Annotated in this window: 17 protein-coding genes, 2 tRNA genes, 1 rRNA gene and 1 pseudogene; 16 read left to right on the forward strand and 5 right to left on the reverse strand. The window is 59.5% G+C overall.

Annotation, left to right across the window (positions count from 1 at the left end; translation table 11 throughout):
- Nucleotides 1-3: 3 nt before the first annotated feature.
- The gene (locus C1725_RS07030; protein WP_102410930.1) at nt 4-927 is read left to right on the forward strand and encodes an ABC transporter permease family protein; all 924 of its coding nucleotides are present in this window, start codon (nt 4-6) and stop codon (nt 925-927) included.
- A gap of 76 nt (nt 928-1,003) precedes the next feature.
- Here the strand turns inward: C1725_RS07030 and C1725_RS07035 are convergent.
- A tRNA-Arg gene (locus C1725_RS07035) sits at nt 1,004-1,080 on the reverse strand.
- A gap of 185 nt (nt 1,081-1,265) precedes the next feature.
- On the opposite strand from C1725_RS07035, the gene C1725_RS07040 reads away from it, so the two are divergent.
- Together C1725_RS07040 and C1725_RS07045 are read left to right on the forward strand one after the other, a co-directional pair.
- Nucleotides 1,266-2,741, forward strand: a complete 1,476-nt coding sequence (locus tag C1725_RS07040; RefSeq protein WP_102410931.1) for a glycosyltransferase family 39 protein — start codon at nt 1,266-1,268, stop codon at nt 2,739-2,741.
- Between the two features lie 140 nt (nt 2,742-2,881).
- Nucleotides 2,882-5,674 (forward strand): ATP-binding protein, encoded by a 2,793-nt coding sequence (locus C1725_RS07045; RefSeq protein WP_102410932.1) that lies wholly within the window; start codon nt 2,882-2,884, stop codon nt 5,672-5,674.
- A gap of 142 nt (nt 5,675-5,816) precedes the next feature.
- On the opposite strand, the gene C1725_RS07050 is transcribed toward C1725_RS07045, so the two are convergent.
- From C1725_RS07050 to C1725_RS07060, 3 genes are all read right to left on the reverse strand, one after another.
- Nucleotides 5,817-5,891, reverse strand: a tRNA-Asn gene (locus C1725_RS07050).
- Nucleotides 5,892-5,898: 7 nt separating this feature from the next.
- Nucleotides 5,899-6,015, reverse strand: a 5S ribosomal RNA gene (gene rrf / locus C1725_RS07055).
- A 114-nt stretch (nt 6,016-6,129) separates the two neighbouring features.
- A complete protein-coding gene (locus C1725_RS07060) occupies nt 6,130-7,050 on the reverse strand; it encodes a nucleotidyltransferase family protein (protein ID WP_346026434.1) in 921 nt (306 codons plus the stop codon).
- 181 nt (nt 7,051-7,231) lie between these two features.
- Here C1725_RS07060 and gnpA point away from each other — a divergent pair, with 181 nt between their 5' ends.
- The 12 genes and pseudogenes from gnpA to C1725_RS07120 all read left to right on the forward strand — a co-directional run bounded on the left by gnpA (nt 7,232) and on the right by C1725_RS07120 (nt 19,768).
- Nucleotides 7,232-9,391, forward strand: a complete 2,160-nt coding sequence (gene gnpA / locus C1725_RS07065) for a 1,3-beta-galactosyl-N-acetylhexosamine phosphorylase (RefSeq protein WP_102410933.1) — start codon at nt 7,232-7,234, stop codon at nt 9,389-9,391.
- 130 nt (nt 9,392-9,521) lie between these two features.
- Nucleotides 9,522-11,312, forward strand: a complete 1,791-nt coding sequence (locus C1725_RS07070) for an aminopeptidase P family protein (RefSeq protein WP_346026435.1) — start codon at nt 9,522-9,524, stop codon at nt 11,310-11,312.
- A 16-nt stretch (nt 11,313-11,328) separates the two neighbouring features.
- Nucleotides 11,329-12,294, forward strand: a complete 966-nt coding sequence (gene cysK, locus C1725_RS07075; protein ID WP_102410935.1) for a cysteine synthase A — start codon at nt 11,329-11,331, stop codon at nt 12,292-12,294.
- A gap of 76 nt (nt 12,295-12,370) precedes the next feature.
- A complete protein-coding gene (locus C1725_RS07080; RefSeq protein WP_102410936.1) occupies nt 12,371-12,700 on the forward strand; it encodes a cyclic-di-AMP receptor in 330 nt (109 codons plus the stop codon).
- Between the two features lie 39 nt (nt 12,701-12,739).
- Complete coding sequence (gene holB, locus C1725_RS07085) at nt 12,740-13,693, forward strand: DNA polymerase III subunit delta' (protein ID WP_346026436.1); 954 nt, start codon at nt 12,740-12,742, stop codon at nt 13,691-13,693.
- Nucleotides 13,694-14,485 (forward strand): annotated as a pseudogene (locus C1725_RS19260) (PSP1 domain-containing protein); the annotation flags it as partial.
- A 618-nt stretch (nt 14,486-15,103) separates the two neighbouring features.
- Nucleotides 15,104-15,274: a 4Fe-4S binding protein gene (locus C1725_RS07095; protein WP_102410939.1), complete on the forward strand. Its 171-nt coding sequence runs from the start codon at nt 15,104-15,106 to the stop codon at nt 15,272-15,274.
- Nucleotides 15,275-15,433: 159 nt separating this feature from the next.
- The gene (locus C1725_RS07100; RefSeq protein WP_146009181.1) at nt 15,434-16,504 is read left to right on the forward strand and encodes a substrate-binding domain-containing protein; all 1,071 of its coding nucleotides are present in this window, start codon (nt 15,434-15,436) and stop codon (nt 16,502-16,504) included.
- A gap of 72 nt (nt 16,505-16,576) precedes the next feature.
- The gene (locus C1725_RS07105; RefSeq protein WP_102410941.1) at nt 16,577-17,917 is read left to right on the forward strand and encodes a CapA family protein; all 1,341 of its coding nucleotides are present in this window, start codon (nt 16,577-16,579) and stop codon (nt 17,915-17,917) included.
- A 30-nt stretch (nt 17,918-17,947) separates the two neighbouring features.
- Nucleotides 17,948-18,370 (forward strand): helix-hairpin-helix domain-containing protein, encoded by a 423-nt coding sequence (locus tag C1725_RS07110; protein WP_102410942.1) that lies wholly within the window; start codon nt 17,948-17,950, stop codon nt 18,368-18,370.
- Nucleotides 18,367-19,422: a P1 family peptidase gene (locus C1725_RS07115; RefSeq protein ID WP_102410943.1), complete on the forward strand. Its 1,056-nt coding sequence runs from the start codon at nt 18,367-18,369 to the stop codon at nt 19,420-19,422. The genes C1725_RS07110 and C1725_RS07115 overlap by 4 nt, the downstream gene beginning before the upstream one ends.
- A 127-nt stretch (nt 19,423-19,549) precedes the next feature.
- On the forward strand, nt 19,550-19,768 hold the full coding sequence (locus C1725_RS07120; protein ID WP_102410944.1) for a hypothetical protein: 219 nt from the start codon (nt 19,550-19,552) through the stop codon (nt 19,766-19,768).
- A gap of 156 nt (nt 19,769-19,924) precedes the next feature.
- Here C1725_RS07120 and C1725_RS07125 read toward each other — a convergent pair whose 3' ends face one another.
- Nucleotides 19,925-20,677 carry a CAP domain-containing protein gene (locus C1725_RS07125; RefSeq protein ID WP_346026437.1) on the reverse strand — a complete coding sequence of 251 codons (753 nt, stop codon included), beginning with the start codon at nt 20,675-20,677 and terminating at the stop codon, nt 19,925-19,927.
- 149 nt (nt 20,678-20,826) lie between these two features.
- On the opposite strand from C1725_RS07125, the gene C1725_RS07130 reads away from it, so the two are divergent.
- Nucleotides 20,827-21,243, forward strand: coding sequence for a hypothetical protein (locus tag C1725_RS07130; RefSeq protein ID WP_102410946.1), 417 nt, complete (start codon nt 20,827-20,829; stop codon nt 21,241-21,243).
- Nucleotide 21,244: the final 1 nt, after the last annotated feature.

A 21,244-nucleotide genomic window follows, 5' to 3' on the forward strand; every position in this document is an offset into this window, starting at 1 on the left:
AAAATGAGCCAAGAACGCTGTGCGAATGCAATCCCTGCCCGTAATAAGATTCAGGAAAGCAATGGGCGCAGGCTATTTCGATCGGTGAACCTGGTTTTGCTGATTCTGTTGGCGCTTTTATGTCTGCTTCCATTTGTCAATGTTATCGCCGTCTCCTTCAGCAACAGTTTCTATGTGGACAGCAACCAGGTCATGTTCTGGCCGAAGGGATTTACAACCAACGCTTATCAGTATATCGTTACCCGCGGAAGCTTTTGGAATTCATTTGGAACATCGGTGCTGCGTGCAGCGCTTGGCACTGTGATCAATCTGACGCTGATTATCCTGACGGCTTACCCTCTCTCCAAGAGCAATGAAAGACTGCACTTCCGCGGCTTCTACACATGGTTCTTCTTCATTACAATGCTTGTCAGCGGCGGCATGATTCCAAATTATCTTTTAATTGCAAAATTAGGATTGAGAAACACCATCTGGTCACTCGTTCTGCCGGGCGCACTGCCGATATTTAATCTCGTATTGATGCTCAATTTTTTTCGGCAGGTACCCGCTGCGCTGGAAGAGGCGGCGTTGATTGACGGCGCAAGCCATCTGCGCACGCTGGTGCAGATCTATTTGCCGGTATCGATGCCGTCCATTGCAACCATCACGCTGTTTTGCATCGTCAGCCATTGGAATGCATGGTTCGACGGCATGATATATATTACAACGCCGACCAGAATTCCGCTGCAGACGTATTTGCGCAGCATACTCATCGACATGAATGTGGCTGATATGACGGCAGACGATTACGAACTCTATGCGCTTTTGGCGAACCGTACAGTCAAGTGTGCACAGATTGTCGTTGCAACGCTCCCGATTCTATGCGTATATCCATTCCTTCAGCGCTACTTTGTCAGTGGCATAGTGCTGGGGAGCGTGAAAGGGTAAACGGCTTTTTAATCGGTTCACTATTGCACATAAAGAAACCCCGTTGAGAAAGCCAACTTTCTCAACGGGGTTCTTGTGGTGTACCTGACAGGAGTCGAACCTGCGGCCTTCAGAGTCGGAGTCTGACGCTCTATCCAGCTGAGCTACAGGTACAGATGAACGCCGATATAGTATACCACGTTTAGGTGAATTTGGCTAGCCCTATTTCATATTTCAGCATCAAAGCACGCGGAGGTTTCCCAAATGAGCTGAATTGTGATATACTAAATACATTATTGCGCAAATTGTGGGTCTATGGATTCATTGGGCCTGCGCAGCCTGTGGGGAAGAGGTGCGACATGACCAAAAAGCTCTGGAGGGTGGGAATTGCGGCCCTTCTGTCTATTGCGTTTGGGCTCTTGTTTTTGACTTCAAACAGTCCGCTGTATCGGACCTATGGCGGAGACAGCGCCATTTTTGTGACGCTGGGGCGCGCGTTGCTCAGCGGGAAAGTGCCTTACGTCGATATCTTCGACCACAAGGGGCCGATGATATTCTTCATCAACGCATTTCCGCAGCTCTTTTCTCGCACGGTAACCGCTGTTTGGGCGCAGGAAGTGGTGCTGCTTTTTCTCTCGCTGCTGCTGATCGCCCGGATGACGGGCAAGATGGGGATACGATTCGCGTTGCCCGCTCAGCTTGTTTATCTCGCTTTTTTCGGCCTGCTGATTGATGGCGGCAATTACACAGAAGAATACTGCAATTTCTTCACGCTGCTGGGCCTTTCTACCTGCGTGGACTACACATTTACAGAACGTGAGAGCGCTTCCTGGGTACATGGACTCGTGCTGGGAATATCCTTTTCGCTGTGCTTTATGACGCGCATGAACAATGCGCTGGGCGTGGCGGCGCTAACCATCGTCTTTGCGCTCGCCCTCGGCTGGAAGGGGGATGGCAAGGGGCTTGCGCGCAATGCACTGTCGTTTCTCGCGGGCTGCGTGCTCGTCTGTGGGCCCATTTTAGTTTATCTGGGGCTGCATGACGCGCTGGGGGCGTTCTATTACGCGGCGTTTGAGCACAATCTGCTTTACGCGGGGGTGGAGGACTATAGCCGCAAGCGCATGCTGCTTTCCGATCCCTACGGAGATCATGCGATGATCTGCGCGGGCTTTTGTACCTTGGGCGCGGTCTGCGCGGCTGTAACGGATCCCAAGAACCGGTCATTGCGCGTGCTTTGCATCGCAGTCGTCGGCTTTGCTGCCGCCTCTGCGGGCAGTGCCTTTATATCGCACAAGGGCTACTTGCATTATCTGCTGCCCGGCGCGCTTTCTGCCATGATGGGCGCGATGCTGCTGGAGCGCGCGTTTGAGAAGGGGCCGCGGCAGACGGGAAACCTCGCGGCGGCAGCGCTGTGCGCCTATGCGCTGTCGATTGGTCTGCCCGCGCAAAAGACTGCCGCTCGTGCGGCTGAGGAGGCGGAATGGACCAGCGAAGGCTTTGAGGAACAGAGCCTAGAGCTGGTATCGCACGTACCGGAGGATGAACGCGGCGATATTCTCGGTTACCGCGTGGAGCACAAGTGGTACGTCGTCACGGATGTGGTGCCGGCCAGGCGCATTTTCTTCATGCAGGAAATTTTGGGGCAGGCGAATCCCGCCATTATGGATGAAGTCGTGGAGATGATGCGGACGGATCCACCCAAATGGCTGGTGATGTTTTATAACAGACCCTTTTCACCGCCATACGACGCGCGCGTGGTGGAAATCGTCGAAGCCCGGTATGAGCAGGTGGCCACGAACGACTATAACCAGCTTCTGCGACTGAAAGACGAATAATACATTTTCTGGTTCAGGTTAAAAGAGCCGGGCAGCAAAGCGCTTAGAGCTTGGAAGCGACAATCAAGCGTCGTGGCGGAGCGCATTTTCGCAGAAGAAATAGGATGGCTCTCGGCAATCCAGGAAGAAAAGGTGTATTTATGAATAAACTGTCCGGATATACGCTGCGTGCATTCGCGGTCATGCTGCTTATGGCGGTGATGTTGGCTGCGATGCCCTGTGAGGCGGAGACAGAGGGAGCCGTCCTTCGCGTGGCGTTTCCGCACGTGGAAGGTTTCAGCGCCGTGGGGACGGACGGTCAGCCGTTTGGGCTGATCGTCGACTTCCTCAACGAGATCGCCAAATATACGGGCTGGAAATACGATTACGTCGAAACAGACGGCGAATCGATAATCGATCAGTTCCTTGCGGGCGAGTTCGACCTGATGGGCGGAACCTATTACGCCGAAGGCTATGAAGTATACTTCGCGTATCCGGATTACAACTGCGGCTACAGCAAGGGGGTTCTGCTGGCACGCCAGGACGACGACAGCATCAAGAGCCACGAGATAAATTCTTTGAACGGCAAGACGATCGGCGTATACGACCGCGCAGTAGAGAACGTACGCCGCATGAAGGAATACCTGGCAATTAACGGCCTCGACTGTCCTATCCGTTATTATACGATAGACGATCTGTCGGGGGAGGGGAATCTCTACCGCTTCCTGGAGAATGGCGACGTGGATTTACTGCTGGGGAGCGGCGTAGACGCAGGGGTCCAGTTAAATGTCGCCGCTACGTTTGATTCGCAGGCTCATTACATCGTGACGACGCCGGGGAATACCGAGATTCTGGATGGCCTCAACGCGGCGCTCGAAAGGATTTATGAAGCGGAGCCCAACTTTGCCAGGAGAATCTACGACAAAAATTTTCCGGACGTCAGCACGGGTCATATCCGTATGAATGAGCGGGAGCGTGAGTACGTTTCGCAAAAGGGGAGCGTTTCGGTCGCCGTACCGCTGGAATGGCATCCGCTGTTCTGCCGCAACAGCAAGGACTCCCATGAGGGAATCGTGCCTGACATGCTGAAAGAGGTCTCGGATTATTCGGGGCTGACCTTTACCTATGTTTATTGCGATAGCTATGCCGAGGCTCTGCATACTGTCGAGCAGGGTGAGGCGGACATCTTGGGCTTTTTTATCGGGACGGACGAGAATGCCTTGGAGAAGGGACTGGCTCGGACGGCGTCTTACGTGGATATGGACTCCATTCTGGTGAGAAATAAAGAGTCCAGTTACCCGGCGAGCGGTCTCACTGGCGGCGTGCTGGAGGGGCGGGTTATGCCCGGCAGCATTGCGGCGGAAACGGTTCGGTATTATGCGGACGACGTAGCCGCCCTGTCGGACGTGAACCGGGGAAAGGCGGACTTCTATTACGGGATTTCATCGCGCCTGGAGCACACCATTCAGGCGCAAAACTTCACGAACCTGGTGCATGTCAGCCTGGTGAATGACAGCCTTGGCATTAGCTTTGCGATGCCCAGCCCAGTGCAGCCGGAGCTCTTTTCAATCCTCAACAAGGCTGTAAACAACCTGTCGGAGGAGCAGAAGACAACCATCAGCAATCGAAACATCGTCTCGATCGGCAACCCGCAGATGAGCCTGACGAGCATCGTTTACGCAAACCCCGCACTGGTCATTTCCGTCGTGACGGCGTTTCTCGTGTTGATCCTTTTAGCGGTCCTGCTCATTTCGCGTTCGCGCCTTCGTAGCGCGCAGATGCGCGTAGAACTGGAAAAGGCGGAGGCGGACAGCCACGCAAAGAGCGACTTCCTTTCCAGAATGAGCCATGAAATCAGGACGCCTATGAACGCTATCGTCGGCCTGACGGACCTCACGGAGGCGATAGAGGGGCTGCCGCCGAAGGCACGGGAAAATCTGCAAAAGATCAAGTCGTCCTCGCAGTATATGCTGAACCTGATCAGCGACATTTTAGATATGAGCCGCATTGAAAACGGCAGGATGGAGATGAACGACGAACCTTTTTCGATGAGCGCGACGCTCGACAACATCCAAAGCATGATGACGGCAGAGGCGGAGCGCAAGCGCCTGCACTTTATTCTGAAGACGGAAATCCGAGATGACGCGCTGGTCGGAGACGCCCTTCGCCTGCGCCAGGTCATCCTCAATCTGCTTTCCAACGCCTTTAAATTTACACCGAACGGCGGCGAGGTGACGCTGCGCGTTCAAGAGGAGTCTTCTACTGTTCAGACGGCTACGTATTCGTTCCTCGTGGCGGACAACGGGGTAGGCATCGCACCGGAGGATCAGAAGCGCATTTTTCAAAGCTTTGAGCAGGTAGGCGCCAATATCACCAAGAGCCAGGGAACCGGTTTGGGGCTGGCCATCAGCCGCAGTATCGTGAGCGCGATGGGCGGCGATCTTACGATCAGCAGCGAGCCGGGAAAGGGAAGCGTGTTTACCTTTACGTTAACGATGAGCAAGGGAAAGTCAGAAAATACGGAGGGAAATTACGGGGGCAATGGGCTGAATCAACTTTCCGGCGCGCACATTCTGATGGCGGAGGACAACGACCTTAATGCGGCGATTACCACGGAACTGCTGGAAATTCGAGGGGCCCAAATCACCCGCGCGGAGAACGGACGGATCGCGTTGGAACTGTATAAGCAGCACGAGCCAGGGACGTTTCAGGCCATTTTAATGGACGTGCTGATGCCGGAAATGAACGGGCTGGAGGCGACGCGCGCCATCCGCGCCCTGTCCCGCGCAGACGCGCAATCCATCCCGATTATCGCGATGACGGCGAACGCCTTCAAAGAAGACGAAGAGCAGGCGATGGAGGCGGGCATGAACGCATTTGTCCCCAAACCCATCGACCTGGCGCGATTGGACCGCACGCTTGCCAGCCTCATTGGCGCTGGACATAGCGATTAAAGGGAGAAAGAGGCGGATCGCTTCAAGGACGCGGATGCATCTTCAAAGAAGAGGCATCCGCGCTTTTGGAATACATCCGTCCCCATGGCATGCAGTTTATAAGGGATACAAAAAAGGGACGTACAAACGTACGTCCCTATCATGGCTCCCCAGGTAGGGCTCGAACCTACAACCCTTCGGTTAACAGCCGAATGCTCTGCCATTGAGCTACTGAGGAATATGGAATCCGGCAGCGACCTACTCTCCCGGGCCGTCACCAGCCAAGTACCATCGGCGCATAAGGGCTTAACTTCTGTGTTCGGTATGGGAACAGGTGGATCCCCTTCGCCATTGCCACCGGAAAATGTTGTTCTTTCGAACGGATATTATGATACACCCGACGCGCGGCGCTGTCAAGCACATTTTGTAAAAAAGCTCCCCTTCCCGCAGCGTAGGATGGCGGGAAGGGGAGAAAATTATGCGCTCCAGAGCGGATTCGGGTAAACGCCGGAAGCGGTGAGGTCGCGCAGGGCATTCACGACGACAGGCTTATCCTCCTGATACGTGACGCCGTACCAACGGTCGGCAGAATGCAGCACCTTGACCGTGGCCTTGCCTGCCTGCAAAAGCGAATCCACGACAAAGGGAAGGAAGTACTCGCCCTTGAGCGGGTTCGTGTGCGCGGTTTCACGCAGGAAAGCGGGGAAACCGCGCTCGAGCTCCTGCACGAAGCTGGGCGTAAAGCCCCACATGTTCATGGAAACAGGGCTGGCGGCCGGAATACGGTGGTAGATTTCGCCATCCTCCGTGTAGAGCGCGCCTTCGAGGGTCTTGATGATGTGCGTACGCTCGTGAATCGTCTTGAGGTTGCCGTCCGCATCCGCCGTGCAGACGCCGCGGGAGACGTACCCATTGTCGGTCAGGGTGTTTTCCACCGGGTAGCCGACCATCGCGTAGCGATACTGCGCGTCGTCCCTGGCGCTTTTCAGGTAGTCGTAGATCGTCTTGAAGGCGGACACGCCGTAGTAATCGTCCGCGTTGATGGCCGCGAAGGGAGCGTCGATGTATTCTTTGCAGCAGAGCACCGCGTGCCCGGTTCCCCAAGGCTTGGTGCGGCCCTGAGGAACGGAAAAGCCCTCGGGCAATACGTCGATCTGCTGAAAGGCATAGGAAACCTCCATCTCCCTTGCGATGCGGTTGCCGATGATCTGCTTGAAGTCCTCCTCGATTTCGCGTTTGATGAGAAAGACGACGCGCTTAAAGCCCGCGCGTTTGGCGTCAAAGAGAGAGTAGTCGATAATCAATTCGCCGCCGGGGCCAACAGGGTCCATCTGTTTCAGCCCGCCGTAGCGGCTGCCCATACCGGCCGCCATGATGACGAGGATCGGTTCGTTCAAGGTCAAGGCCTCCTCACATAACTAGAGTATGAAATCATTATATCAAAGAACCGCGGCGATTGCGAGTCCCAAGCGGGATGAAAATGGCGCGGGCGAGAAAGAATTGGCAGAAGGATGGAAAAACAGCGGCCAATACGCTATACTTACAGGTAGAAAATTGGGAATACAGGAGGCGAAGCGCATGGAAAAGCAAAAGGGACGCGTGACGATTCCGACGGATGTGGACGTAGTGGAGGACACCCTGCGCCTGATGGACGTGTGGGGCGCGGATGCAATCCGCGACTGCGATGGGACCGAATTTCCGGCCGCGCTTAGAAACACCGGCGCCAAGGTATACGCGACGTATTATACCACGCGCAAAGACAACGCCTGGGCCAAGGCCAATCCGGACGAAGTTCAGCAGATGTACGTGGTGACCCGGCCGCGCTGCGCGACGGAGGGGAAGCTTCGCATTCGCTTGATGGAGGGCATCTGCGAGGAACTCCTCAAGGTCAACGACCAGGACGACATTCGCCGCTGGTGGGAGGTCGTGGACAGGACGACGGGTGAGCCGCTCAGCGCAGAGGCGTGGCGCTACGACGCCGGAACAGGCGAGGTAGAAATCGTGAATCCCGCGCCGTACCACAGCTACACGGTGAGTTTCCTTTGCTACATCATCTGGGACCCGGTGCACATGTACAACGCGGTGGTCAACGATTGGAAGGACGTGGAGCACCAGATGACGTTCGACGTGCGCCAGCCCAAGACGCACGCCTACAGCCTTGAACGCCTGCGCAGGTTTTGCGAGGACAACCCGCACGTGAACGTCATTCGCTTTACGACGTTTTTCCATCAGTTCACGCTTTTGTTCGACGAGCTGCACCGGGAAAAGTATGTGGACTGGTACGGATATTCCGCGAGCGTCAGCCCTTACATCCTCAAGCGCTTTGAAGAGGAGGCGGGGTATCCCTTCAGACCGGAGTACATCGTCGACCAGGGGTATTTCAACAATGCCTACCGGGTGCCCTCCAGGGAATACAGGGATTTCATGCGTTTTCAGATGAAGGAGGTCGCAGCGCTGGCAAAGGAAATGGTGGATGTCTGCCACGCCTGCGGCAAGGAAGCGATGATGTTTCTGGGCGATCACTGGATCGGGACGGAACCCTTCGGTCCTTACTTCGAATCCATCGGACTGGACGCGGTCGTCGGCAGCGTGGGCAACGGCGCGACGCTTCGCCTGATCTCGGACATCCGCGGGGTAAAGTATACCGAAGGGCGTCTGCTGCCGTACTTCTTCCCAGACACATTCCACGAGGGCGGTGATCCGGTGCGCGAGGCCAAGGTCAACTGGGTGACCGCGCGCCGGGCAATTCTGCGCAGCCCGATCGACCGCATCGGCTACGGCGGATACCTCAAGCTCGCGCTGCAATTTCCGGACTTCGTGCGCTACGTCGGCGACGTCTGCGACGAGTTCCGCAAGCTGTACGAGAACGCGAAGGGGACGACGGCTTACTGCGTGCGCACGGTGGCGGTGCTCAACTGCTGGGGACGCCTGCGCAGCTGGGGCAACCACATGGTGCACCACGGTCTGTACTACAAGCAGAACTACTCCTACTTCGGCGTCATCGAGGCGCTGAGCGGCCATCCCTTCGACGTGCGCTTTATCAGCTTTGACGATCTGCGCGAGGATCCTCAGGCGCTTTCGGGCGTGGACGTGGTCATCAACGTGGGCGATGCGGATACGGCGCAGGGCGGCGGGGACAACTGGAAGGATCCGGCTGTGGTGGAGGCGGTGCGCCGTTTCGTTTACCAGGGCGGGGGCTTCATCGGCGTTGGCCAGCCGACGGCCTGCGTGCATCAGGGGCGCGTCTTCCAGCTCGCGGACGTGCTGGGCGCGGAGCTGGAGAACGGCTACACGCTGGGCTACGACAAGTACAACTGGGCGGAGCAGGAGCATTTCATTACCGAGGACTGCGCGGGCGAGATCGACTTTGGCGAAGGGCAGAAGAACGTATATGCGCTTGACGGCGCGCAGGTGTTGCGCGTGAAGGACAAGGGCGTTCAGCTCTGCGCGAACGAATGCGGCGCCGGGCGCGGCGTGTACGTCAGCGGCCTGCCCTATAGCTTTGAAAACAGCCGGCTGCTGCTGCGTGCGGTGCTCTGGGCTTCGCATGCGGAGGAGGCCATGCGCCGGTGGGCCAGCAGCAACTACAACGTGGACGTGCACGCTTACGTGAAGAACGGCAAGTACTGCGTGGTCAACAACACCTACGAGCCGCAGCAGACGACGATTTACCGCGGAGACGGTGAAAGCTTTGAACTGGCCCTCGCGGCCAACGAAATCCGCTGGTTCGAAATTTGATCTAAGTCAGACCGGCCTTTCCGTTTCCGCGGAAAGGCCGGTTCGGTTTAAGGGCGAGGCTTGTTGGTTTTCTTTTGGACGTCGATCGTGTATAATGGGGAAAACCAAAGAAGCAGGGGAGGGGTTTGCTGTGATTCGGGAAAGAATCGAGGCGCTGCGCGCGCGGATGCGCGAAGCAGGACTTTTTGCCTACGTCGTGCCGACGGCGGATTACCACGAAAGCGAGTACGTCGGCGAGCACTTTAAGGTGCGTGCCTACCTTTCGGGGTTCACGGGTTCTGCTGGAACGCTTGCCGTCACCCAGGAGGAAGCATGCCTGTGGACGGACGGGCGCTATTTTATCCAGGCCGCCGCACAGCTGGAGGGTTCAGGCATACGGCTGATGCGCATGGGGCAGGAGGGCGTCCCGTCGCTGGAGGCATATCTCGTGCAGGCGATTCCCAGGGACAGCCGTCTGGGGTTCGACGGGCGCGTGGTCAGCGCGGCCATGGGAGATGAGCTGCGCAGGCGCCTCGCGCCGGGCGGCGTCGGGGTAGAGGACGCGGGCGACCTTGCGGACGCGCTCTGGCCGGACCGTCCGGCAATTCCAACGGAAAAGGCTTTTTTGCTGGACGTGTGGTACGCGGGTGTCCCGGCGGACGCCAAGCTCGCCTGGCTGCGCGGCGAGATGAAGCGCCTGGGCAGCACGGTGCACATCCTGACGACGCTTGCGGATATCGCCTGGCTCTTCAATGTGCGCGGCAACGACATCCCCTTTAACCCGTTCGTGCTCTCTTATGCGGTGATCGAGGAACAGGCAGCGTATCTGTTCGTAGACGCGGTGAAGGTCGAGGGCGACGTGCGCCGCGAGCTGGAGGGCATCGGCGTGACGATCCTGCCCTACGACAGCGTGTATGAATTTGTCCGCCGCTACGGCGAGGGGACGAACGTACTGCTGTGCAAGAGCAAGGTAAACTTCGCGATTACGAGCCGGCTGAGCGAACGCGTGCGGGTAATCGACGCGATGAATCCGACGCTGTACAAGAAGGCAATCAAGAATGAAACGGAGATCGAGAATCTGCGCCGTTCGCATGTGAAGGACGGCGTGGCGTTCACGAAGTTCATGTATTGGCTCAAGCAGAACGTCGGCAAGATGCCGATGAGCGAGCGAAGCGCCGCGGAATACCTGGAGGAGCGCCGCCGGGAGCAGGAAGGCTACATCGAACCGAGCTTTGCGACGATCAGCGCCTACCGGGAGCACGCGGCGATGATGCACTACAGCGCGACCGAGGCGAGCGATGCGCAGCTCCTGCCGGAGGGCATGCTGCTCGTCGATTCCGGCGGACAGTACTTCGAGGGCACGACGGACATTACGCGCACCATGGCCCTGGGGCCGATCACGGAGGAGGAGAAGAAGCACTTTTGCGCCGTGCTGCGCGCCGTGCTTCGCCTGCAAAGCGCGCGCTTCCTCCACGGATGCAACGGCCAAAATCTCGACATCCTCGCGCGCGGCATCCTGTGGGATCTCGACATCGACTATCAGTGCGGCACGGGGCACGGCGTCGGCTACCTGTCCGGCGTGCATGAAGCGCCCAACGGCATCCGCTGGAAGCGCGTACAGGAACGCTACGACAGCGGCGTGCTCGAGGCGGGCATGGTGACGACCGACGAGCCCGGCGTCTACCTGGAGGGACGCTACGGCATCCGCACGGAGAACGAGCTCGTCTGCCGGCAGGGCGTAAAGAACGAGTACGGGCAGTTCTTGTACTTCGAGACGATCACCGCAGCGCCCATCGATCTGGACGCGGTAGATACAAAGTATTTGCAGCCGGAGGATGTGGAGCGCCTGAACGCCTACCACGCATGGGTGTACGAGACGCTTTCTCCCTTCATGACGGCGTCCGAAGACGCATGGCTGCGCCGCTACACGCGCGCGATTTGACGAAGGAGGAGAGCGCATGGCGGTCTACGAACGCATTATCGACCTGATCGGGCATACGCCCCTCTTGCGCCTTCACGGGCTGGAAGCAGCGCGCGGCCTTCAGGCTGCGCTGTATGGGAAGCTGGAATGCATGAATCCGGCGGGAAGCGCCAAGGATCGCGCGGCGCTCTTCATGATTGCGGATGCTGAAGCACGGGGGCTGCTTCGTGCTGGCGGCGTGATCGTGGAGCCCACGAGCGGCAACACGGGCATTGGGCTCGCTTTTTGCGCGCTGCAGCGCGGCTACCGCGTGATTTTGACGATGCCGGAAACCATGAGCGTGGAGCGGCGGAAATTGCTTTCAGCTTATGGAGCCGAGCTGATATTGACGCCGGGCAGCCTCGGCATGCAGGGGGCGATCGAGCGGGCGCATGAGATCGCGGCATCGCTCCCGGGTGCGTTCGTAGCGGGGCAGTTTGAAAATCCCGCCAACCCACGCGCGCACTACGAAACCACCGGACCGGAAATTTACGAAGACCTGTCCGGGCGGGTCGACGCGTTTGTCGCCTGCGTAGGAACGGGCGGCACGATCTCCGGCGTGGGGCGCTATCTCAAGGAGAAGGGGACGCATGCGCATATTGCGGCGGTGGAGCCTGCGGGATCGCCCGTACTTTCGGGCGGCTGCGCGGGCGCGCACGGCATTCAGGGCATCGGCGCAGGCTTTGTGCCGAAGGCGCTTTGCAAAAGCGTGCTCGACGAGGTGATTCGGGTGGCGGACGAGGAGGCCTTTGCGTTCGCGCGCCTCGCGGTGAGGACGGATGGCGTGCTCTGCGGCATCTCCTCCGGCGCGGCGCTTGCGGCGGCGGCAAAGCTGGCCGCGCGCGGCGAATTTAAGGGAAGAAACGTCGCTGTGCTGCTCCCGGACGGCGGGGAAAAGTACCTGTCCACGCCCGGCTTTGTGCGGGAGGGCACAAATGCGCTTCCTTTGTCAGGAAAGAATTGATTTTTGTGCGGATTCCCTGTATAATATAGATAGGGAACGTGAAGTCCCTACAGACTCTGAACAGGAGGGCTGCTATATGAAATTAATTATTGCGATCGTCCAGGATGAGGACGCTTCCCGTCTCGTCAGTGCGCTTATGAACGACGGTTACGGTGTGACCAAGCTGGCGACGACCGGCGGCTTCCTGCGCGCGGGCAATACGACCCTGCTCGTCGGCGTGGATGACGACCGTTTCCAGGGCGCGATGGCCATTATCGAAAAGATCTGCAAGAGCCGCAAGCAGATCGCGACGTCCCCGTCCCCCGTGGCGGGCACGGCCAGCGTGTACGTACCCTACCCCATCGAGGTCATGGTCGGCGGCGCGACCGTGTTCGTGCTGGAGGTTGAGCAGTTCGTCAAGCTGTAAGGCGGACGAGGGCTGCTGCTTGTCATGAAGGAAGCAACATTGCGAGATTTTTACGGGCAGTCTGCCCTGATCGAACGTCTCGAAGGGGACTTTCGGTCGGGGCAGTTTGTTCATGCCTATCTGTTCGTCGGGCCGCGGGGCGTGGGCAAGCGCTCTGTCGCGCGGCTTCTTGCGCGCACGGCGCTTTGTACGGGGGCGGACAAGCCCTGCGGCATCTGCGGCCCCTGCGTGCGTTTTTTGACGGACAACCACCCCGACGTAAAGACGCTTCGCCCTGAAAAATCGCTGGGCGTGGACGAGGTGCGCGAGCTTATCGCGTCGGTGCAGCTGCGCGCGTTTGAGGGCGGCGCCAAAATCGCCCTGATCGAACGGGCGGACCGCATGACAGCGCAGGCGCAAAACTGCCTGCTCAAGACATTGGAGGAGCCGCCGGGCGGGACGATCTTCTTTCTGATGACGGATACGCCCAGCGCGCTGCTGCCCACCATCGTCTCTCGCTGCCGCACGGTGCACTTCCACCCCTTGACGCAGGCGGAGGAGGAGGCACGGCTGCTGGAGCTCGGCATCGCGTCCGAGCGGGCAGCGCTGCTTTCTCAGCTGTCCGAGGGAAGTGTGGGCGAGGCGCTGTCGATCGAGGCGGACGACAGCTATTTGCAGCTCCGCTCCCGCGTGATGCAGGCGGTCTTCGACCTGCGCGGTCCGCAGGACGTGCTGCTCATGAGCGCGCGCTTTAAGGATGACAAGGAAAATGCCGAACGCATTTTGGACATATTGGAAAGGCTGTTGCGCGATGCGATGCGCGCTCAGGCGGGCGGTATGCGCCTTGCAGAGGCGTCGGCGGGCTACGCCGCGTTCGCGGAGCGCGCGGACCTTTCCGTGACGCTAAGGCTTCTTTCGCAGGTAGCGCTCGCGCGCAGGATGCGCGCGAGTAACGTGCCGTTTGCGACGGTGTGGGAACATATCTTGCTGGAGGCTTCAAAGGAGTTATTATAGATGGCAACGGTAATCGGCGTCCGCTTCAAGCGGGCGGGTAAGGTTTATTTTTTTGATCCCGGCCCTTACGAGATCGTGGCGGGCGGGAACGTCGTGGTCGAGACGGCGCGCGGCGTGGAGTTCGGCGAGGTGGTGACACCGCCCAGGGACGTTCCGGACGAGCAGATCGTGCAGCCGCTCAAACAGGTGGTGCGCGTTGCGACGGAACAGGACGTGCGCACCGCGCGGCGAAACGAGGAGAACGAAAAAAGCGCCTTCGTGATCTGCCAGGAAAAGATCGCGGTGCACAAGCTGGAAATGAAGCTCGTCGACGTGGAGTACACGTTTGACAACTCCAAAATCATCTTTTACTTCACGGCCAACGGCCGGGTGGACTTCCGCGCGCTCGTCAAGGATCTGGCCTCCGTGTTCAAGACGCGCATCGAGCTGCGGCAAATCGGCGTGCGCGACGAGGCGAAGATGCTGGGCGGCCTGGGGCCGTGCGGACGGCAGATCTGCTGCCGCGCGTTTTTGGGTGACTTTCAGCCTGTTTCGATCAAAATGGCCAAAGAACAGAGCCTGTCGCTCAATCCGACAAAGATTTCGGGGCTTTGCGGCCGTCTGATGTGCTGCCTCAAGTACGAGCAGGAGACCTATGAGCAGAGCCGTAAGCGCATGCCGCGCGTGGGCAAGGAGATCATCACGCCCGACGGGCCGGGCACGGTGCAGGACATCAACGTGCTGGGCGAAGTGGTGCGTGTGCGCATCGCGCAGGGAGACGCTTACGAGGTACGCGAATACCCATTTGACGATTGCTCGCGCCCGCCGCAGGGGGAAGCGCCCAAGCCCAGGCCTGAAAAGGTGGAAGGAGCCGTGGAACGCCCGGAGGATAAGCGCCCGCGGCCCGCGCGCGAACGCGCGGAGCGGAGCGAACGGCCGCCGCAGGACGCGCGCGGCAAGGGGCGCAGGGAGCGCAGCGGCGTCGAGACGGAGCGCCGCGCAGACAGACCGGAGCGGCCGGATCGCGGGATGGACACGGGCAAGCGCCACGGCGAAGAACCGGCGCGGCGCCCGGCGCCAATAAAAGAAGCGCCCACGGCTCAGGAAAAAACCGAGGCGGAAAAAGAACCCGTGAAGCCGGACATGCCGGCGCAAGAGCCTGAAAACGCGGTGGAGGCCGCTGCCGTTCCCGGTGCGGAGGCAGGGGCCTTGGAGGCGCAGGAAGACGCGGCAAGGGAAAGCGGCGAAGCGTTCTTTGCAGAAGAAGAGATCGAACTGCACGAAGCGGAGGAGCTGATCGATCTGCCGCTGGAAGATGAAGGCGACGAGCTGCAAAGCGATTGACAAGCCACAAAAAAGGTTGCATTTAGAGCGCCTGCGTGATAGAATACAAACGGTATCCTTCTACTGATGATCGGGAGGTGAAATACGATGGCTTATAAAATTTCCGACGCATGCATCAGCTGCGGCGCCTGTGCCGCGGAGTGCCCGGTGAGCGCAATCAGCGAGGGTGAAGGCAAGTACGTGATCGATGCGGATACCTGTATCGAGTGTGGCGCTTGCGCAGGCGTTTGCCCGGTTTCTGCCCCTACGCAGGACTGATCCAGCATAAAATAGGCGTGCCGATTCGGCGCGCTTATTTTTTTGCGGCTGATTAAAGGAAGCTGCGCTGCGCAGGATGAAGGCGGATTGACATTTGACAGCCTGCCTGACGGATGGTATGATACTCGTATCGATTTTTCGCAAAGGCGGAGGGAAACCGTGAGCAGTCAGGAAAAACCTACGATGAAGACCATCGCGGACAAGCTGGGCATCTCGATCGGCACGGTCGACCGCGCGCTGAAGAACCGCGGACGCATCAACGAAAATACGCGCCAGCAGGTTTTGGAAATGGCGGATAAGCTGGGATACCGGCCAAACGTCCTGGCCAGCACGCTTTCGCGCAGCCAGAAGGTGCACGTGATCGCCCTGTATCCGGCGAAAAACGAGGTTTTCTTTAACGAGATTTCCACGGGTATGAGCGCCGCCCTGCGGGAACTGTCGAATTATGGGGTGACGCTGGAGCGAATGCACACCATCCGTCACAGCCTGCTCAGCCAGAAGCAGATTTTGACGCAGCTTGCGGAACGGATGGAGAGCTGGGATGCGCTGATCCTCGCGGCCGCACATCCGACGGCGCTGAACGAACAGATCAACGCCTTTGTGGAAGCGGGGAAGACGGTCATCACGATCAATTCCGACGCGGTCGCGAGCAAGCGCCTTTTTTTCGTAGGGCAGGATCAGTTCAGTTCCGGGCGCGTCGCCGCCAACATCATGGGCGAGTTCCTGCATGGCGAGGGCAAGGTGGCGCTCTTCACCGGCTTCCGCGACGTGTGGGGGCATGAGGAGCGGCTGAACGGATTTATCCGCGTGACGCGCGAGCGCTATCCCGGCCTGCTGCTCGTGGGGCCCTATGAGTATCAGGACGAGGAGTTTACGATGCGCGATCTGTTGGGCGAGGTGTTCAGCGCGCATCCTGACCTCGCGGGCATTTATGGGACGACGTCCGTGGCGCTTTCGGCGGCGGCCGGCTACCTGGTGGAGCACGGCCTTCAGGAGCGCGTGCGTCTCGTGGGCTTCGATACGGACGATGAAATCGCCCAGTTTATTCGCGAGGGCGTTATCGACGCGAGCATCCTGCAAGACCCTTTTTCGCAGGGATATTATTCCCTCAAGCTGCTTGCGCGCCATCTGATGCAGGCGTGGGAGCCTTCGCAGTCGAGCTACTTTACGCGCATGGAGATTTTGCTGCGCGAAAACGCGCACGGGAACGAACAGCCGAACTTTTTTTGAAGAATATTGCGGAGCGCGCCGTTGAATGGGTAAAGGCAGCGCGTCAAGCTGCTGGCGGAAGGAGGAAGCGTCATGGCGAAAAGGCGAAAGAGAAGGCGGCATGTCTCCTTCGGCACGTTTTTGATGATCGCGTTGACCGCCGGAACGCTGTGCCTCGCGGGCGTGATCATCGTACGGCTCGCGGGCGACGACCTGCGCGTCCAGACGGCCCAGATTTTCAGCGAGATCACCGGTTCGATTCGGATGCCGGGTACGCCGGAGCGACCGGCCGACGAGCCGCCCCAACCGCCTGACGCAACGCGGGCGGCGGATACGACCCCGACGCCCGAGCCGGCCAGGACCCCGAGCCCGCAGCCGACGAGCCGCACGGTCACCATCAGCGCGCTGGGCTCGCTTTACGCACCCAAGAACATACGCCAGAGCGGGTACGACCAGGAAAGCGAGACGTACGATTTTTCGGACGTGTTTTCGCGGATTAAGCCTTACATTTCACAGGCGGATCTGACGCTTGCCACGGTGGAGACGTACTTCGCGGGCAAGGAAGCGGGCTATGGCAATTACAACGCACCGGACGAGCTGTTGAGCGCCATTCGGGACGGCGGGGTGGATCTGCTCTCCCTCGCCACCGAATACGCCTTTGAAAAGGGGCCGGAAGGGCTTTACCAGACGCTTTCTCTGATTGAGAGCCGCGGCATGATCGCCGTCGGCGCGTATTTGAACGAGGAAGAGGGTGGAAGCGCCCAGATTTTCCAGATCAACGACGTACAGATCGCTGTGCTGGCTTACACGTACGGGCTCAGCGAGAACTCTACGAAGAAGACGCGCGCCTCCGAGCGCTATGCTGTGCCGGTGATCGACCAGAGCAGGATGGTTCGAGACATCGCGAATGCGCGCAAGGAAGGCGCGGACATCGTCATCGTCATGCCGCATTGGGGCACCAAGAACAAGGAGAGCGTCGCTTCGTCCACGCGGAGCCTTGCACGGGCATTGGCGGAGGCGGGGGCGGATCTCATCGTCGGCGCGCATCCCAACGTCGTGCAAAGGGTGGAAAAGATGACCGTTACGCGCTCGGACGGCGCGCGGCACGACGCCTATGTGGCCTATTCGCTGGGCAGTTTCCTGACGGATTCGCGCGACGCGAAAAACACGGCGGGGGTGATCCTGCAAATGCAGATCGTCTACGACCCCGCGACGCGCACCGCAAGCTTTGAGGATGTGGGCTACATGCCCACGTACATCCAGCGCGTCCGCGCGGGGGACGCTTACACTTACCGTATCGTGGCATGCGGGGATGAAAGCTACGTGTCAGAACAGGACGCTTCAGCACAAAAGGCGATCGAGGGCGCGCGGGAGAGCATTGCGGAGGCCGTCGCCAATGAAGAAATCAAAAACCTGGCGCAGCAGAGCGAATGACCGCGCCGGGAAAGATGAGGGAGATGCCATATGTCCGCGGATATCATTCTGAAGCGGGCGAAGAAGATGGGAAAGGCGGGCGTGCGCCGCGCGGGGATGCTGCTTTGTTATGCGGCATGTCTGTGCGCGCTGCTCGCCTTTACCCGTCTGCCGGCGCTGAACGAAACCCGGCATGAGACGGAAAGTGCCGCGCCCGTATACTTGCCGACGGTTGCCCCGAGTCCTGCGCCGCGGGAAACACAGCGTGCCCGCCTCGACCTGAACCTCGCGGACGCCTGGATGCTGACTGCGATTCCCGGCGTAGGCGAGCAGACGGCCCAGCGCATCGTCGCCTACAGGACGGAACACGGCGGATTTTGCAGCGTCGAGGAGCTAGTGAACGTGGAGGGAATCGGTCAGAAGAAGGCGGAGTCCATCTGGCCTTACGTCTGCATAGGAGAAGAAATGCGATGAAAAACAGAACGCTTGAGCAGTACGGCATCCGCATTGGGGAAATGGAGCGCGGCGCGCGAAACCAGATTACCGACGTGCCGGGCGTGCGCGTGGGGCACGCGACGATCGACGAGGCGAACAGCAGGACGGGCGTCACGGTGGTGATGCCCTGCGAGGACAACCCCTTTGCGCAGAAGCTGACGGCGGCGAGCTTTGTGCTCAACGGCTTTGGCAAGACCGCCGGGCTCATGCAGATCGACGAACTGGGCACGCTGGAGACGCCCATCGCCCTGACCAATACGCTCAACGTCGGCCTCGTGCACGACGCGATGGTTTCCTATATGATAGAGCGCTGCGCGATGGACGGGCTTCACCTGACCTCCGTGAACCCTCTGGTCTGTGAGTGCAACGATTCGACGCTGAGCGACATTCAGCGCCGGGCTGTAAGCGAGGGACACGTCCGCCGGGCGATCGCACAGGCAGCGGAGGACTTCGAGGAGGGTGACGTCGGCGCGGGCAAGGGAACCGTCTGCCATGGACTTAAGGGAGGCATCGGCAGCGCCTCGCGCATCGTGCCGGTGGACGGCAGGCGTTATACGCTGGGCGTTCTCGTGCAGTCCAACTACGGCAGGCTTGCGGACCTTACGATCTGCGGACGCCGCTTCGGGGCAGAAATCGCTTCTGAAGCGGCGAGAGCGGAATGCGACCGGGGGTCGATCATCATGATCCTTGGGACGGACCTGCCTGTTTGTCATCGCCAGCTTCAAAGAATCATCAAGCGCATGAGCGTGGGCCTGGCTCGGCTTGGTTCGTATATCGGCCACGGCAGCGGCGAGGTAATGGTCGGCTTTACGACGCAAAACCGCATGCCTATGGCGGGGGCAGCGGTTCTGGAGCACAGGGTTCTGCGGGAAGATTGCCTGGGTTCGGCGTTTCGCGCGGCGGCAGAGGCCTGCGAGGAGGCCGTGCTCAGCTCCATGCTTTGCGCGCAGCGGGTCGTGGGGTGGGATGGAGCGGTGAAGGAGTCCCTCGCGCCCTATCTGGACGCGCTTTGGCGCAGTCCGGGCGTCTAAAGGGGAAACGGGTGGGGGAGAATCCCAATGAACGCGCGCACCGAAAACCGCATAGCCTGTTAGTGCCGGGATGTCAGCGGCAAAAACTGCGCCGCCGGATGACGGCGTAAAGCAAGGGGGAGGCGCCATGCGGTTTATCGAGCAGCCGGAAGAGGAACATAGGCCGTCGCAGACGGTCGGGGCGGCAGCGCTGCACGCAGCTCTGCGCGTGTGGCCGCGCGAGGAAGGTACGGGTTATGCGCTTTCGCCGTCCGCAGAAAAGGCCGATTATGCGCGCCGTATGGCGGGGCGAAGCATCACGATGCAGCGGGCGGCGCTCCACGGCGTGCTACATAAGACGCGATAAAAAAAGCGCCCGGAGCGAATGCCCCGGGTGCCTGTGCGTTATGGCTGCTGCTGCGCCGCTTCTCCTCCTGTTTGCAGGAAACTGCCGGCTTGGCCTCACGCGGAGAAGCGCTGGGCGATGGCCATAAGCTTTTTTAGGCCAGCCTTTGCCGGTGGGTCAGCGGACGAACAGCTGCGTCATATAGACGTACCCGTTCTTGTCGGTGGCGATGCCGATGCCGACCTTCGTCCAGGAGGTGCCCATCATGTTGCGACGATGGCCTTCGCTGCTCATGAGCGCGGCATGCGACTTGACGACCGAAGCGTGATGCGCGATGTTTTCGCCCACGGCGCTGAATGCATAGCCGTAATTTTTCAGCATCTCGGAGGCGCTGCCGAGCGTCGGCGAGGTATGCGCAAAATATCCATTGGACAGCATATCCTGTGATTTCATGCGGGCAAGATAACAGAGCGTCGGATCGAGGGTCAGCGTGGAAAGTCCGTTTTTGTTTCTGTCCTCGGTCAGATAATTAAATGCTTCTTGCTCTTGCGTTGAAGGCGAACCTATAGTATAATGACCGTCAGTTACGGAAGGTGTTGCCAGTGCAGTCGGCGTTGCGGTGACGGCGGCGGTTGCCGTAGGACGCGGCGCCAAGGTGACGGCGGTGGTCGCCGTGGGGCGCGGCGTCAAAGTGACGGCGGTGGTCGCGGTCGGACGCGGCGTCGCCGGCGGAATCTGCGTGGGCTTCACGGTATAATGGGGTTCTGCAGTCGGCTGGGGCGTCGTAACCGCCTCGGGCGGAATGGCCGTTGCGAACCAAAGGGGGTCATAGCCGCCGTGCCTACGGGAAGCATGGTCTCCAAGGGCGGAGGCCGGAACGGCGAGCAACGCGCCAAGCAGCGCGCACGATACGATTTTGCTGGGTTTCATGAGGGTACCTCCTTCTGCATTCCAGCGCTCATGACGGCGCTGTAATAAAACTGTAATACATTTGAAACAAGAATTCAAACTAAATGGAAGCGCGCTTCCAAGGAAATGATTTCCCATGGAAGACGGCGACACCACAGGGAGGATTTGCAATGGGATTTATCAAGTGCCCGCGATGCGAACTGAATTACATTCAGGAGGGGGAGCAGTATTGCTCCGTGTGCAAGCGGGAAATGAAGGGCGAACTGAAGGATGACCCGTACGAGCTGTGCTCCGTATGCAACGAGAACCCGGCGCTGCCGGGCAAGGACATGTGCCTCTTCTGCCTGAAGGAGATGGGCAAGGTGTCCGACGAGACGCCCGACGCGGAGGAAGGCGAAGAGGTCGCCGCAGGCGCCGAGCTGGAGCTCGAGGACGTGAGCATGATGGACGAGATCACGCCAGACATCGCGACGGACATCCCGGATCGCGAGCTGGGCGAGATCGACCGCGAACTCTCCCTGGAGGAGACGGCGGAGGAAGAAGAAGAGAGCGCGCGCCGTGAGGAAGACGAAGAAGAACCGGTGTAAG

This window comes from Beduinella massiliensis, from assembly GCF_900199405.1.
Lineage (GTDB): Bacteria > Bacillota > Clostridia > Christensenellales > Aristaeellaceae > Beduinella > Beduinella massiliensis.